The sequence below is a fragment of the Streptomyces sp. NPDC007905 genome, from assembly GCF_042959345.1.
In the GTDB taxonomy this organism is placed as follows: Bacteria; Actinomycetota; Actinomycetes; order Streptomycetales; family Streptomycetaceae; genus Streptomyces.
The window spans coordinates 186227-201317 of sequence record NZ_JBIBKS010000011.1 but is presented as its reverse complement, the minus strand read 5'-3'; the positions used below and the strand labels follow the sequence as shown (position 1 = coordinate 201317).

The window sequence follows — 15091 nt, the reverse complement described above, 5'->3', positions numbered from 1 at the left end:
GCCGGGCTACTTCACCTCCACCTCCAGCACCCGGTCGTCCCCCTTCTTCGGCGTGCCCCGGCCGTCCGTGTTGCTCGTCACCAGCCACACCTTGTCGCCGCCCGCCGAAACCACCGTGCGCAGGCGGCCGTACTCGCCGGTGAGGAAAGCCTGCGGGGCCGCGGAGGCCTTGGTGCCCCGCAGCGGGATGCGCCACAGGCGCTTGCCCTTCAGGCCCGCCATCCAGATCACGCCGTCGGCGTAGGCGATGCCGCTGGGGGAGGCGTCGTCGGTGTGCCACTGGGCTGTCGGGTTGTGGAAGCGGGTGTCGGAGGACGAGCCCTCGGCGTCCGGCCAGCCGTAGTTGCCGCCCGGCTTGATCGCGTTCAGCTCGTCCCAGGTGTCCTGGCCGAACTCCGAGGCGAACAGGCGTTGTTCGGGGTCCCAGGCCAGGCCCTGCACGTTCCGGTGGCCGTACGAGTACACCGGGGAGTCCGGGAACGGGTTGCCCGGGGCCGGCTCGCCCTCCGGGGTCAGGCGGAGGATCTTGCCGCCCAGGGACTTCCGGTCCTGGGCCAGGCCACGGTCGCCGCTCTCGCCGGTGCCCGCGTAGAGCATCCTGTCGGGGCCGAAGGCGATCCGGCCGCCGTTGTGGATGTACCCCTTGGGGATGCCCTTGAAGACCGTGTCGGGAGCGCCCAGTTGCTCCCCGGCCGGCTTCCGCTCGTCGTACAGCATGCGGACGATGCGGTTGTCCGAGGCCGAGGTGAAGTAGGCGTAGATCATGTGGTCCGAGGCGTAGTCGGGGGAGAGGGCGATGCCCAGCAGGCCGCCCTCGCCTGCCGGGGAGACCCCGGAAACCTTGCCGAGCTCGGTCTTGCGGCCCGTCTTCTCGTCGATCCGGGTGATCGTGCCCTCGTCACGGGAGGAGACCAGCAGACCGCCGTCGGGGAGCGGAGCCAGGCCCCACGGTGTCTTCAGGCCCTCGGCCACCGTGCGCAGCACCTTCACCGAACCCTTGGCCGGCGGCGCCGACTCGTCGGCACGGGCGGACGGAGCGGTGCCCGGCGCCGTGCCCCTCGACGTCGTACCTCCGCCGCCGTCCGGGCTCCCTCCGCCGCCGGCGGAGCAGCCCGCCGTCAGCAGGAGCGCGGTCGCGGCCAGTACGGCCGTCACAACTCGACGTGGCACGATCATGGTCCCTTCGAGACGGCAGCTACTCCCTCTCATACACCGACGACCCCGCCCGGGTTCCCGAACCGCGGGAAGTCGCTCAGTCCCAGGACCCGCGTGCCGCCGGCAGCCGGGAGACCTCCGCCAGGTCCTCGGCGGTCAGCCGCAGCGCGTTCGCCGCCGCGTTCTCCTCGGCCCAGCGCTCCTGTTTGGTGCCGGGCAGTGCGATCACCTGACGGCCCTGGGCGAGCACCCACGCAAGCGCCACCTGGGCAGCGGTGACGTCCTCGCCGTGCCGGCGGGCGATGCGGCGCAGACCCGCGACGATCGGCTGGTTGGCCGCCATCATCTCGGCCGTGAAGCGGGGGTGGCGGGCCCGGACGTCGTCCGGCTCGAAGCCCTCGCCCGGGGTGAGCGTGCCGGTCAGGAACCCGTTGCCCAGGGGCATCGCCGCCAGGAATCCCACGCCCCTGGCCTCGCACCACGGCAACAGCGCGTCCAGCGCCTCCGGCGACCACACCGACAGTTCCGCCTGCACCGCGCTCACCGGGAAGACCTGCTGCACCCGCCGCAACTGGCGGAGCGTGGTGTCGTGCAGGCGGGATCCGGAACGGCGGCCGCCGCGCGCGCCCACCGCGCACAGGCCCAGCGCCCGCACTTTTCCGGCCCGTACCAGCTCGGCCATCGCACCCCAGGTCTCCTCGACCGGGACCTCGGGGTCCGCGCGGTGCAGCTGGTAGAGGTCGATCACGTCCGTCTGCAGGCGCCGGAGCGAGGCGTCACAGGCCCGTTTCACATACCCGGGGCGGCCGTTGGCCACGATGTGCTGCTCGCCCACGAGCAGCCCCACCTTGGTGGACACGAAGGCATCCGCGCGCCGCTCCTTCAGCACCCGCCCCAACAGCAGCTCGTTGGTGAAGGGGCCGTACATGTCCGCCGTGTCCAGGAGGGTCGAGCCCAGGTCCAGCGCCCGGTGCACGGTTCTGAGCGATGTCCCGCCCCGCTGCCGCGAGCCGCTGTACGCCCAGCTCATTGGCATGCACCCGAGTCCGACGGCCCCCACCGCGAGCGCCCCCGCGCCGATCGTCCTGCGCTCCACCTGCTCGTGAACCTCCCTCGTATGGCACCCAACCTAACCTCTGCACACCTGCACGCCTGACATAGCCTCCTGCCCATGAGTGAAGACGTATGGCTTCCCATCGCGCCGGCGGAGATCGAGGGGCTTCCCGAAGGGCCCCGGTACCTGTTCTGGGACGGGGGCGAGGACGGCGAGCAGGAGTTTCCCGGCGACCCGGCGGACTGCGTCGTGTACGTGGTGCCGTACATGAAGCGGTGGCCGGTCAAGGTCCGCCCGCTGGAGCATCTGACCCGCGTTCAGGTCATCCAGACGCTCACGGCCGGCGTCGACGACATCACCGCCCGGTTGTCGTCCATCGTGCCGGGCGTCCAGCTGTGCAACGCACGCGGTGTGCACGAGGCGAGCACGGCCGAACTCGCCCTGACCCTGACCCTGGCCTCCCTGCGCGGCATCCCCGGGTTCGTCCGGGCGCAGCAGCAGGGACGCTGGCAGAGCGGGTTCCATCCCTCCCTGGCCGACAAGACCGTCCTCATCGTCGGCTACGGCTCCATCGGCGCCGCCATCGAAGACCGGCTCGTGCCCTTTGAAGTGGCGCGGGTGGCGCGCATTGCGCGCTCCCGGCGCACCACGGCGCGCGGTCCCGTGCATCCGCTCACCGATTTGCTCTCACTGCTTCCGGAAGCCGATGTCGTGATCCTCTCCACGCCCTTGACGGAGCAGACGCTGGGTCTGGTCGACGCCGAATTCCTCGGCCGGATGAAGGACGGAGCGCTGCTCGTGAACGTCGCCCGCGGGCCCGTCGTCGACACCAAGGCGCTGCTCGCGGAGCTGGAGACCGGGCGCATCACCGCGGCCCTGGACGTGACGGATCCCGAGCCGCTGCCCGCCGAACACCCCTTGTGGCAGGCGCCCGGGGTGCTCATCAGCCCGCATGTGGGCGGCCCCAGTTCGGCCTTCCTGCCCCGCGCGAAGCGGCTGCTCGTGGACCAGTTGAACCGCTTCGTGAACCGCGAGCCCCTGCGCAACGTGATCCTTACAACAGGGACGTAATCCGCTTCCGGCACCCTCCGCAATCCTCCGGGCGCGGCCCGTGTCCGCCCTGGCGTTGATCGTCACGGAGCGTAGAGAAGCTATGTCCCTGAGTGACGATACTGGTGTATCGTCCCGACAGGGGCTGCGCCGCTGACCGTTCGGCGCCGGGGATGGACATTTCAGATTTGTGAGGGGGGCGACGGGCGATGCACGGCCTATGGACGAACGATCCGACGCGGCGGAGCCGCCGACGGCGACCCTGGCGCACGGCCACGCGCAAACGCGGCCACCACACAAGCCATCACAGCCACCACCGCAGGCCGGGCGGCCGCAGGAGGCACCCGGCGCACCGGGACCCACGGGACCCGGGGGCGGCAGGGTCCGGGAGGCCCCGGTGAACGCGCCGCCCTCCGTGACGACCGCCCTCGACGGCGTGCTGCGCGCACCGCACCCGCCGGGGGCCCCGTTGCCGCCCCGTCCGCCGGCCGTCGGCGACGGATCGCGGTTGGTCCCTCAGCTCGTCCTCGCCCTGGTCTGCGGCGCCTACGCCATCGGGTCCACTCTCGACTGGGGCTCGCGGATCATCGCGCTGATCATGGGCGACTTCGGGCTGAGCGCCGCGGCGGGCACCGCCGCCGTCTCCTGCTTCCTCTACGCCCGCGGCCCACGGGTCCGCTTCCGCCTGGCCTGGCTGCTGTTCGCGCTCTCCTCGGCGATGGCGTCCCTGGGCAACGCGGTCTGGGGATGGTACGAGGTCGTCCTGGACCAGCAGGTACCCAGCCCGAGCTACGCCGACCTGTTCTTCCTGTGCTTCGCGCCCCCGGCCATCGTCGGCCTGCTGGTGCTCGCCAAACGGCCGATGACGCGGGCGGGCTGGATCTGCCTGGGACTGGACGCCTGGCTGATCGGCGGCTCGCTGCTCACCCTGTCCTGGAGCCTCGCGCTCGCCCAGGCGGCGCGGTTCGACGGGCCGAGCGTCGCGCACACCGCGCTGTCCCTGGCGTACCCGCTGCTCGACATCGCGCTCGTCAGCATGGTGCTGGCGCTGCACTTCCGCCGCTCCCCGGGCAACCGCACGGCGGTCAACACGGCGATCGGGGCGCTCGCCCTCACCGTGATGTGCGACGCGCTGTTCACCTCGCCGCTGCTGCACAGCAGCTACCACTCCGGACAGCTGCTGGACGCGGGCTGGTTCGCCGGTTCGCTGCTGCTCGCCTACGCTCCCTGGGCCGCGCCCCGGTGCCCCGGAGCGAGGGACGGCGAGCGGCACGTATCGGGCGGGCACACGCGGGTGGTCCACGAGCACGTGCCCGGACAGCGCGGCACCGGGCACCCGTACGCGGCCGCCCCCGCGCCGGGCGGTGGCCACACCCGGTACCCCGCCGGACGGCCGCTCACCGGTTCCCTCGCCGCGCTCACCCCGTACCTCGCCGCCGCGGTGTGCACCCTGGGCATCCTCTACAACGTCCTCAACGGCCGCAGGCCCGACCACGTGGTGCTGATCACCGCGGGTGCCGTCGTGCTGGCCCTCGTCATGCGCCAGGGCATCATGCTGCTGGACAACATCACCCTCACCCAGGAACTGGCGCAGAAGGAGAACCACTTCCGCTCCCTGGTGCAGGGCTCCAGCGACGTCATCATGATCGCCGCGCCCAACGGCATCCTGCGCTACGTCTCCCCGGCCGCCGCCGGGGTCTACGGACGGCCCGCCGAGGAACTGGTGGGCAGCGAGCTGGCCGCTCTCATTCACCCGGAGGACCTGGGCTGCGTGGTGCACGAGGTGCGCCGCTTCCTCGCCACCAGCCCGCTCGAGGAACCCACCACACGCATCGAGTGCCGCTTCCGGTCCGGCGACGGCGGCTGGCTCAATGTCGAGTCCACCGTCAACCGCCACCACGGCGGCCTGATCTTCAACAGCCGGGACGTGACCGAAAGAGTGCGGCTGCAGGCCCAGTTGCAGCACAACGCCGAGCACGACCCGCTCACCGACCTGCCCAATCGCGCGCTGTTCACCCAGCGCGTCCAGCAGGCCCTGTCCGGCCGCCGCGCCAGCGACCGGGGTGCCGTCCTGCGCGGCACGGCCGTGCTCTTCATCGACCTGGACGGCTTCAAGGCGGTCAACGACACGATCGGGCACCAGGCCGGGGACGAGCTGCTCGTCCAGGCCGCCCGCAGACTTCAGGACGCGGTCCGGCACGGGGACACCGCGTCCCGGCTGGGCGGCGACGAGTTCGCGGCCCTGATCGCCGGGGACGGCAGCCGTGACCGTGCCGCCCGGGAGCGGAACATCCTGGAGCTCGCCGACCGTCTCAGGGTGACCCTCTCCCAGCCGTACGCCATCGGCGGCAACGATGTCCGGGTCAACGCCTCCATCGGCGTCGCCTTCGCGGAACCGGGCCTCGGCGCGGGCGAGTTGCTGCGCAACGCCGACCTCGCGATGTACCGCGCGAAATCGGCCGGAAAGGGCCGCGTCGAGCTGTACAAGCCGCAGATGCAGCAGGACGTCGTACGCAAGGCGGAGCTGGCCACCCGGCTGCGTGCGGCGCTGCACGACGGCGAGTTCGCGCTGCTGCACCAGCCGGTGGTCTGCCTGGAGAGCGGCCGGATCACCTCGGTCTCGGTGCAGGCGCGCTGGCGCTCCTCCCAGGGGGTGCTGTTCACCCCGGCCGAGTTCCTGCGGGTGGCCGAGGACGGCGACAAGACCGCCGAGCTGGACCGCTGGATCCTGCAGGAGGCCGTGGAGCAGGCCGCCGAGCGGGCCACCACCGGGAACGTGGTGCCGGTGACCGTCCGGATGAGCGCCCGGCGGCTGCTGGACCGCTCGATGCCGGTCGGCTCCGTGGAGGCGCTGCTGACCCGGCACGGGCTGCCGCCCGGCGCGCTGGTCATCGAGCTGTCCGACACCGACCCCAGGGCCTCGCTGGACGAGCTGGAGCGGCGTCTGACCGCGCTCAGCCGGCTCGGGGTGCGGATCGCGCTCGACGGCTTCGGCAGCGGCTACGCGGCGATCACGGCTCTGCGAAGGCTGCCCGTGGACGTCCTCAAGCTCGACCGCAGCCTGGTCGAGGGCGTGGTGGAGTCCGCGCGGCTGCACAAGATCACCAGTGGACTGCTGCGCATCGCCGGCGACCTCGGGCTCCAGTCCGTGGCGGAGGGCGTGGACCTGCCGGAGCAGATCGTCGCGCTGCGCGCGATGGGCTGCACGCATGGGCAGGGCATGGCGTTCGCGGGGCCACTGGACGAGTGCCGGCTGCGCCGGGCACTCGGATCCGGCCATTATTCCGTGCCGCGCGCACCGGCCGAGCCGGCCTTCGCGGGCGGGGGTGCCGGGGTGTACACCGGAGGGGTCGGAGGGGTGTCCGCCGTCATCGGAGGTGGCAGTGCCCTTCGTTCACATAATGAGACTCCCGTCCCACCCACTTGACACGTGGTGCGTGCCGGGGAGAGGGTCAGTTCCATGCGCACCCGAATTCTCGTACTTGGACAGCGCGTCGGCTGAGCTGGGACCCACCGGAGGACGATCCGGAAACCCCAGCGACCTCACCGGCGCGCTCCCCTCGCTTGCCTTTCGGCACGAGGGGTTTTTTGTTGCACGAGTGCCGTTCGTGCAGCGCTTGAACTCCGACCAAACCTCGCAAAAACCCTCAGCATCGAGAAGAGAATGCCGATGACCGAGCAGGCCACCGGGGCCCATCCGCAGCCGCGGCCCCGATCCGGAGGACATCAGTCCGCCCCCGTCGAGCACGTCACGGGTGCGCAGTCCCTCATCCGCTCCCTCGAGGAGGTCGGCGCTGACACGGTATTCGGCATTCCCGGCGGCGCGATCCTGCCGGCGTACGACCCGCTGATGGACTCCACCCGGGTCCGTCACGTGCTGGTCCGCCACGAGCAGGGCGCCGGCCACGCGGCCACCGGCTACGCGCAGGCCACCGGCAGGGTCGGAGTCTGCATGGCCACCTCGGGCCCGGGTGCCACCAACCTGGTCACGCCCATCGCCGACGCGCACATGGACTCGGTGCCGCTCGTGGCGATCACCGGCCAGGTCGCGTCCAAGGCGATCGGCACCGACGCCTTCCAGGAGGCGGACATCGTCGGCATCACGATGCCGATCACCAAGCACAACTTCCTGGTCACCAAGGCCGAGGACATCCCGCGGATCATCGCGCAGGCGTTCCACATCGCCTCCACCGGCCGCCCCGGCCCGGTTCTGGTCGACATCGCCAAGGACGCCCTCCAGGCGAAGACCACCTTCTCCTGGCCGCCCACCATGGACCTGCCCGGCTACCGCCCGGTGACCAAGCCGCACGCCAAGCAGATCCGCGAGGCGGCCAAGCTGATCACCTCCGCTAAGCGGCCCGTCCTCTACGTCGGCGGCGGCGTCCTCAAGGCGCAGGCCACCGCCGAGCTGAAGGTCCTCGCCGAACTCACCGGAGCACCCGTCACCACCACCCTGATGGCGCTCGGCGCGTTCCCCGACAGCCACCCGCTGCACGTGGGAATGCCGGGCATGCACGGTGCGGTCACCGCCGTCACCGCGCTGCAGAAGGCCGACCTGATCGTCGCCCTCGGAGCCCGCTTCGACGACCGCGTCACCGGCAAGCTGGACAGCTTCGCCCCGTACGCCAAGATCGTCCACGCCGACATCGACCCGGCCGAGATCGGCAAGAACCGCGCCGCCGACGTGCCGATCGTCGGTGACGCGCGCGAGGTCATCGCCGACCTGGTCCAGGCCGTGCAGAAGGAGCACAGCGAGGGCCACAAGGGCGACTACACCGCCTGGTGGAGCGACCTCAACCGCTGGCGCGAGACCTACCCGCTCGGCTACGACCAGCCCGAGGACGGCTCGCTCTCCCCGCAGCAGGTCATCGAGCGCATCGGGCAGCTCGCCCCGGAGGGCACGATCTACGCGGCGGGCGTCGGCCAGCACCAGATGTGGTCCGCGCACTTCATCCAGTACGAGAAGCCCGCCACCTGGCTGAACTCCGGCGGCGCCGGAACGATGGGCTACGCGGTCCCGGCCGCCATGGGCGCCAAGGCCGGGCAGCCGGGCCGTACCGTCTGGGCGATCGACGGCGACGGCTGTTTCCAGATGACCAATCAGGAACTGACCACCTGCGCCCTGAACAACATCCCGATCAAGGTCGCCATCATCAACAACGGCGCCCTCGGGATGGTCCGCCAGTGGCAGACCCTCTTCTACAACCAGCGCTACTCCAACACCGTGCTGCACAGCGGTCCGGAGGCCGACGGCAAGCAGCCCAGCGCCGGCACCCGCGTCCCCGACTTCGTGAAGCTGTCGGAGGCCATGGGCTGCTACGCGATCCGCTGCGAGCGCCCCGAGGACCTCGACAAGGTCATCGAGGAGGCGAACTCCGTCAACGACCGCCCGGTCGTCGTCGACTTCATCGTCCACGAGGACGCGATGGTGTGGCCGATGGTCGCCGCCGGCACCTCCAACGACGAGATCATGGCCGCACGGGACGTCCGCCCCGACTTCGGCGACAGCGCAGACGACTGAGCGAGAGAGACGAAAGAGAAATGTCCAAGCACACGCTCTCCGTCCTGGTGGAGAACACACCGGGCATCCTGGCCCGGATCGCCGCCCTCTTCTCCCGCCGTGGCTTCAACATCGACTCGCTCGCGGTCGGTGTCACCGAGCACCCCGACATCTCCCGCATCACCATCGTGGTGAACGTCGAGGACCTGCCGCTGGAGCAGGTCACCAAGCAGCTCAACAAGCTGGTCAACGTGCTCAAGATCGTCGAGCTGGAGCCGGGTCAGGCCGTTCAGCGCGAACTCGTTCTGGTGAAGGTGCGCGCCGACAACGAGACCCGGTCCCAGATCGTGGAGATCGTCCAGCTGTTCCGCGCCAAGACCGTCGACGTCTCCCCGGAGGCGGTGACCATCGAGGCCACCGGATCCGGCGACAAGCTGTCCGCCATGCTCAAGATGCTGGAGCCGTACGGCATCAAGGAACTGGTCCAGTCCGGCACGATCGCGATCGGCCGCGGCGCCCGCTCGATCACGGACCGCTCGCTGCGCGCTCTCGACCGATCCGCGTAAGGCCGAGTACGGGCGGTTCAGCGCCGCCCGTATGCCGAGACCCCGCATCTTCCCGTCCCCTCACCGGCATACGGTGGGACGCACAACCTGCACACCAAGGAGAGAACCCAAAGTGGCCGAGCTGTTCTACGACGCTGACGCCGACCTGTCCATCATCCAGGGCCGCAAGGTCGCGGTCATCGGCTACGGCAGCCAGGGCCACGCCCACGCGCTGTCGCTGCGTGACTCCGGTGTCGACGTCCGCGTCGGTCTGCACGAGGGCTCCAGGTCCAAGGCCAAGGCCGAGGAGCAGGGCCTGCGGGTGGTGACCCCCGCCGAGGCCGCCGCCGAGGCCGACGTCATCATGATCCTCATCCCGGACCCCATCCAGGCCCAGGTCTACGAGGAGTCCATCGCCCCGAACCTGAAGGACGGCGACGCGCTGTTCTTCGCCCACGGCTTCAACATCCGCTTCGGCTTCATCAAGCCCCCGGCCGGTGTCGACGTCGCCCTGGTCGCCCCCAAGGGCCCGGGCCACCTGGTCCGCCGCCAGTACGAGGAGGGCCGCGGCGTTCCCGCGATCGCCGCCGTCGAGCAGGACGCCACCGGCAGCGCCTTCCCGCTGGCCCTGTCGTACGCCAAGGCCATCGGCGGCACCCGCGCCGGTGTCATCAAGACGACCTTCACCGAGGAGACCGAGACCGACCTGTTCGGTGAGCAGGCCGTGCTGTGCGGTGGCACCTCGGCCCTGGTCAAGGCCGGCTTCGAGACCCTGGTCGAGGCGGGCTACCAGCCGGAGATCGCCTACTTCGAGTGCCTGCACGAGCTGAAGCTGATCGTGGACCTCATGTACGAGGGCGGCCTGGAGAAGATGCGCTGGTCCGTCTCCGAGACCGCCGAGTGGGGCGACTACGTCACCGGCCCGCGCATCATCACGGACGCCACCAAGGCCGAGATGAAGCAGGTCCTCGCCGAGATCCAGGACGGCACCTTCGCCCAGACCTGGATGGACGAGTACCACGGCGGCCTGAAGAAGTACAACGAGTACAAGCAGCAGGACTCCGAGCACCTGCTGGAGACCACCGGCAAGCAGCTGCGCAAGCTGATGAGCTGGGTGAACGAGGAGGCGTAAGCCTCGTGTCAGGGGGCCGGGGCAAGCTGCTCCGGCCCCCTTCGGCCACTCCGGACGGCGCCGGGTCGAGGGCGACCCGAAGGCGTTGTCCATCCCGTCCAGCCACGGACGGGTGATACTTCCGCAGCGGCGTAAAACGACGACCGCGGCGCCACTAGACTGCTGCACAACATACGCGTCAGGCCCACAGCGTCGTGCGTCTTCCGCGGCTAGCCCCCTCCACCGCCAGCGGCCGTCGGGACGGCCGTCGCATTGGACTTGTGAGGACTCACGTGAGCTCGAAACCCGTCGTACTCATCGCTGAAGAGCTGTCGCCCGCGACCGTCGACGCGCTCGGCCCGGACTTCGAGATCCGGCACACCAACGGAGCCGACCGAGCCGAACTGCTCCCCGCCATCGCCGACGTCGACGCGATCCTGATCCGTTCCGCCACCAAGGTCGACGCGGAGGCCATCGCCGCCGCCAGGAAGCTCAAGGTCGTCGCGCGAGCCGGCGTCGGCCTGGACAACGTCGACGTCTCCGCCGCCACCAAGGCCGGCGTGATGGTCGTCAACGCCCCGACCTCCAACATCGTCACGGCCGCCGAGCTGGCCTGCGGCCTGATCCTCGCCACCGCCCGCAACATCCCGCAGGCCAACGCCGCGCTGAAGAACGGCGAGTGGAAGCGCAGCAAGTACACGGGTGTCGAGCTGGCCGAGAAGACGCTGGGTGTCGTGGGCCTGGGCCGCATCGGTGCCCTCGTCGCGCAGCGCATGTCCGCCTTCGGCATGAAGGTCGTCGCCTACGACCCCTACGTGCAGCCCGCGCGGGCCGCGCAGATGGGCGTCAAGGTGCTGTCCCTGGACGAGCTGCTCGAGGTCTCCGACTTCATCACCGTCCACCTGCCCAAGACCCCCGAGACCCTCGGTCTGATCGGTGACGAGGCGCTGCGCAAGGTCAAGCCCAGCGTGCGCGTCGTCAACGCGGCGCGCGGCGGCATCGTGGACGAGGCGGCGCTGTACGCGGCGCTGAAGGAGGGCCGGGTCGCCGGCGCGGGCCTGGACGTGTACGCCAAGGAGCCCTGCACGGACTCGCCGCTGTTCGAGCTGGACCAGGTCGTCTGCACCCCGCACCTCGGTGCGTCCACGGACGAGGCGCAGGAGAAGGCCGGTATCGCGGTCGCCAAGTCGGTGCGCCTCGCGCTCGCCGGTGAGCTGGTGCCGGACGCGGTGAACGTCCAGGGCGGTGTCATCGCCGAGGACGTGAAGCCGGGTCTGCCGCTCGCCGAGCGCCTCGGCCGCATCTTCACCGCGCTCGCGGGCGAGGTCGCGGTCCGCCTCGACGTCGAGGTCTACGGCGAGATCACCCAGCACGACGTGAAGGTGCTGGAGCTCTCCGCGCTCAAGGGCGTCTTCGAGGACGTCGTGGACGAGACGGTGTCGTACGTCAACGCGCCGCTGTTTGCGCAGGAGCGGGGCGTCGAGGTGCGCCTGACGACCAGCTCCGAGTCGGCCGACCACCGCAACGTGGTGACGGTGCGTGGCACGCTCGGCGGCGGCGAGGAGGTGTCGGTCTCCGGCACGCTGGCCGGCCCGAAGCACGTGCAGAAGATCGTGGCGATCGGCGACTACGACGTCGACCTGGCCCTCGCCGACCACATGGTCGTCCTGCGCTACGAGGACCGCCCGGGTGTCGTCGGCACCGTGGGCCGCATCCTCGGCGAGGCGGGCCTCAACATCGCCGGCATGCAGGTCGCCCGTGCCGCCGCGGGCGGCGAGGCGCTGGCGGTGCTGACCGTGGACGACACGGTGTCCGCCGGTGTGCTGGCCGAGGTCGCGGAGGAGATCGGGGCGACGTCCGCCCGCTCGGTGAACCTGGTCTGAGCGTCCTGAAACGCCGGACGGGCTGAGAGTCTCAGCCCGTCCGGCGTTTTTCGTGCCCTACGCTTCGCCGGCCCCGATCTTCCGCAGGGTCAGTGCCGCTCCCACCGCGGCCAGCGCCAGGATCACCGCTCCGGCGATCGCCACCCCGTGCATCCCGCTGGTGAACGCGTCACGGGCCGTGGCGAGCAGGGAGGCGCCGGTCCGGCCGGGCAGGTGGGCGGCGGTTGCCAGGGCGCCGCCCAGCGTCTCGTGGGCCGCGGCCGGGGCCGAGGACGGCATCGCGTGGCGGTAGATCGCCGTACCGATGGAGCCGAGGACCGCCATGCCGAGCGCGCCGCCGAACTCGGTGCCGGTCTCCAGCAGGGAGGAGGCGGTGCCCGCCCGCTCCACCGGCGCGGTGCTCATGGCCAGGTCGGTCAGCTGGGACATCACCATCACGACCCCGGAGGCCAGCACACCGGCGGCGGTCAGCACCAGCCAGAGGGAGTCGGCGCCGGTGAGGGCGAGCAGGGCGTAGCCGGCCGCGGTGACGGCGAAACCGGCCGCGACGACGTGACCGCGATGGGCGCCACGGGCGACGAGCTGCCCGGTGACCGGGGCGGCGACGCCGATGAGCACCGACGGGAGCAGGCTCCACAGGGCGGCCTCCAGCGGGCTCTTGCCCAGGACCGTCTGCAGGTACTGCGTGGTGAAGATGGCCGAGCCCATCATGCCGAAGGCGGACACCAGGGTCAGGACCAGCGCCGGGGTGAAGCCGTGGCCCCGGAGCAGGGCCGGCGGGATCAGCGGCGAGGCCGCGGTGCGCTGACGGTGGACGAAGAGCGCCGCGAAGAGCAGACCGACGGTCACCGGGACGACGTACTGCGGGTGCCAGCCCTCGGAGGGGATCTCCTTCAGGCCGTAGATCACGGGGAGCACGGCGGCCATCGACAGCGGGACGCTCGGCCAGTCGAAGCGGCCGGGGTTCGGGTTCCTCGACTCGGGCAGCAGCAGCGGGCCGAGGACCAGCAGCAGCGCCATCGCGGGCAGGTTGACCAGGAAGACCGAGCCCCACCAGAAGTGCTCGACGAGGATGCCGCTCATCACCGACCCGAGGGCGATACCGCCCGTCATCACACCCGACCACAGCCCGATCGCCTTCGCCCGCTCGCCGGGGTCGGTGAACATCGTGCGCAGCAGGGCCATCGTCGACGGCATCAGGGTCGCGCCGCCGATGCCGAGGATCGCCCGGGCCGCGATCAGGGTCTCGGCGCTGTTCGCGTAGGCCGCGAGCAGCGAGGCGCCACCGAAGGCGGCGGCTCCCATCAGCAGGAGCCTGCGGCGGCCGATGCGGTCGCCCAGCGAGCCCATCGTCATCAGCAGGCCGGCCAGGACGAAGCCGTAGATGTCGAAGATCCACAGCTGCTGAGTGCCGCTCGGCCGCAGGTCGGCGCTGATCGCGGGGGTCGCGAAGTACAGGACCGAGACGTCCATGGAGACCAGCAGCAGCGGCAGCATCAGCACACCCAGAGCGGTCCACTCGCGGCGTCCGGCGCGGACGGGGGCGCCCTCGGCGCCGACGGAGACGTTCGTGCTCGTCGAGTTCGTCATGACGGTGACTGTACGGGCGTCTTAAACGCTTGTCTAGAACGCCTGTATAAGTCGGCCGTCTAGGACGGTTGTATGGATCGGCGGTAGGCTGGCTCCCATGGGACACCGTGAAGATCTGCTGGAAGGCGCCAAGCGCTGCCTGCTGGAGAAGGGGTTCGCGCGTACGACGGCTCGCGACATCGTGAAGGAGTCCGGGACCAACCTGGCCTCGATCGGCTACCACTACGGCTCGAAGGACGCGCTCCTCGCGCAGGCCTACGTCGCGCTGGTGGAGAACATGTCCGACACCTTCGACGGGAGCGGCTCCGGGATCGAGGGCGCGCCCGGTTCGCTGGAGCGCTTCCGGTGGGTGTGGTCCAACATCGTCGCCACCATGCGGGGGCCCGGCTCGCTGTACCGCCTGAGCATGGAGGTCATGACCATCGACCTGCCGGAGGTGCGCGAGCACCTGTCCCGCGCCCAGCGGGAGGGCGGGCGCGGGCTGGTGGCGCTGATGATGGATGTGCCGGAGGAGGAGGTCTGCGACGAGACCGCGGACACGCTCGGCCGCTTCTATCTGACGCTGATGACCGGACTCATCGCCCAGTGGTCGTTCGACCCGAAGACCGCCGCCGACGGCGACGCCCTCACCGAGGGCCTGCGCCAGGTCATCGAGGCCGCCACGAAGAGCTGACGGCCCGGGCCGTCGTACGGGTGCCGCCGGGCGACGAGATGTACGACACCGTGCCCGGGGCGGACGAGCGGGTTGGAGGACGCCGACCCGGTCCGGCGCGGCGCCGGCCCGATCGCGCGGCTGACGGTGGGCCAGAGACCGTAGTACGACCGTCACCTGCGCCGGGTGCACACCCTGTACGCGGCCCGCTGCACGGCCCTGCGCGCCGCCCTCGCCGCGCACGCCCCGGCGGTCCGGCTGACCGGGCCGGCGGCCGGCTTCCATGCGGTGGCGCACCTGCCGGGCGGGGTCGACGAGGTCACGGTGATCGCGGCCGCGCGGACTCGGCGCGTCGGCCTCTACGGCATGAGCGCCTGCCGCATCTCGCCCACCCCGGGACCGCCCCAACTCGCCCTGGGTTTCGGCGATGTGCCCGAGCGCGCGATCACGGAGGGCATCGCGACGGTGGCCGGCCTGCTCGACGGACGGGCGCGGACCCAGGCCTGGGGCCCGGTGCGGCAATTGGGCGTGCCGGGCGTGGCGGGGCGGAC

General features: G+C 70.9%; 10 protein-coding genes. 7 read left to right on the top strand and 3 right to left on the bottom strand.

Annotation, left to right across the window (positions count from 1 at the left end):
• Positions 1–6: 6 nt before the first annotated feature.
• Both ACFZDC_RS21310 and ACFZDC_RS21305 read right to left on the bottom strand, forming a co-directional pair.
• A complete protein-coding gene (locus ACFZDC_RS21310; RefSeq protein WP_391325956.1) occupies positions 7–1176 on the bottom strand; it encodes a PQQ-dependent sugar dehydrogenase in 1170 nt (389 codons plus the stop codon).
• 76 nt (positions 1177–1252) lie between these two features.
• Complete coding sequence (locus ACFZDC_RS21305; RefSeq protein WP_391325954.1) at positions 1253–2251, bottom strand: aldo/keto reductase; 999 nt, start codon at positions 2249–2251, stop codon at positions 1253–1255.
• A gap of 75 nt (positions 2252–2326) precedes the next feature.
• Between ACFZDC_RS21305 and ACFZDC_RS21300 the strand changes: the two genes are divergently transcribed.
• The 6 genes from ACFZDC_RS21300 to serA all read left to right on the top strand — a co-directional run bounded on the left by ACFZDC_RS21300 (position 2327) and on the right by serA (position 12298).
• Positions 2327–3280: an NAD(P)-dependent oxidoreductase gene (locus ACFZDC_RS21300; protein ID WP_391325952.1), complete on the top strand. Its 954-nt coding sequence runs from the start codon at positions 2327–2329 to the stop codon at positions 3278–3280.
• 376 nt (positions 3281–3656) lie between these two features.
• Positions 3657–6686: an EAL domain-containing protein gene (locus tag ACFZDC_RS21295; protein ID WP_391325950.1), complete on the top strand. Its 3030-nt coding sequence runs from the start codon at positions 3657–3659 to the stop codon at positions 6684–6686.
• A gap of 243 nt (positions 6687–6929) precedes the next feature.
• Positions 6930–8780 (top strand): acetolactate synthase large subunit, encoded by a 1851-nt coding sequence (locus ACFZDC_RS21290; protein ID WP_391325948.1) that lies wholly within the window; start codon positions 6930–6932, stop codon positions 8778–8780.
• A 20-nt stretch (positions 8781–8800) separates the two neighbouring features.
• Positions 8801–9325, top strand: coding sequence for an acetolactate synthase small subunit (gene ilvN, locus ACFZDC_RS21285; protein WP_391325946.1), 525 nt, complete (start codon positions 8801–8803; stop codon positions 9323–9325).
• Positions 9326–9437: 112 nt separating this feature from the next.
• Positions 9438–10436, top strand: a complete 999-nt coding sequence (ilvC, locus tag ACFZDC_RS21280; protein ID WP_391325944.1) for a ketol-acid reductoisomerase — start codon at positions 9438–9440, stop codon at positions 10434–10436.
• A 272-nt stretch (positions 10437–10708) separates the two neighbouring features.
• Positions 10709–12298 carry a phosphoglycerate dehydrogenase gene (gene serA / locus ACFZDC_RS21275; RefSeq protein WP_391325942.1) on the top strand — a complete coding sequence of 530 codons (1590 nt, stop codon included), beginning with the start codon at positions 10709–10711 and terminating at the stop codon, positions 12296–12298.
• Positions 12299–12355: 57 nt separating this feature from the next.
• Here serA and ACFZDC_RS21270 read toward each other — a convergent pair whose 3' ends face one another.
• Positions 12356–13888 carry an MFS transporter gene (locus tag ACFZDC_RS21270; protein ID WP_391325939.1) on the bottom strand — a complete coding sequence of 511 codons (1533 nt, stop codon included), beginning with the start codon at positions 13886–13888 and terminating at the stop codon, positions 12356–12358.
• A 97-nt stretch (positions 13889–13985) separates the two neighbouring features.
• Between ACFZDC_RS21270 and ACFZDC_RS21265 the strand changes: the two genes are divergently transcribed.
• Positions 13986–14561 carry a TetR family transcriptional regulator gene (locus tag ACFZDC_RS21265; RefSeq protein ID WP_391325937.1) on the top strand — a complete coding sequence of 192 codons (576 nt, stop codon included), beginning with the start codon at positions 13986–13988 and terminating at the stop codon, positions 14559–14561.
• Positions 14562–15091 lie beyond the last annotated feature (530 nt).

Bases quoted from the DNA above. Each gene is read 5' to 3' on its own strand.
- ACFZDC_RS21265 (WP_391325937.1), top strand. From the start codon at position 13,986: ATGGGACACCGTGAAGATCTGCTGGAAGGCGCCAAGCGCTGCCTGCTG.
- ACFZDC_RS21300 (WP_391325952.1), top strand. From the start codon at position 2,327: ATGAGTGAAGACGTATGGCTTCCCATCGCGCCGGCGGAGATCGAGGGG.
- ilvN (WP_391325946.1), top strand. From the start codon at position 8,801: ATGTCCAAGCACACGCTCTCCGTCCTGGTGGAGAACACACCGGGCATC.
- ACFZDC_RS21290 (WP_391325948.1), top strand. From the start codon at position 6,930: ATGACCGAGCAGGCCACCGGGGCCCATCCGCAGCCGCGGCCCCGATCC.
- ACFZDC_RS21270 (WP_391325939.1), bottom strand. From the start codon at position 13,888: ATGACGAACTCGACGAGCACGAACGTCTCCGTCGGCGCCGAGGGCGCC.
- ACFZDC_RS21310 (WP_391325956.1), bottom strand. From the start codon at position 1,176: ATGATCGTGCCACGTCGAGTTGTGACGGCCGTACTGGCCGCGACCGCG.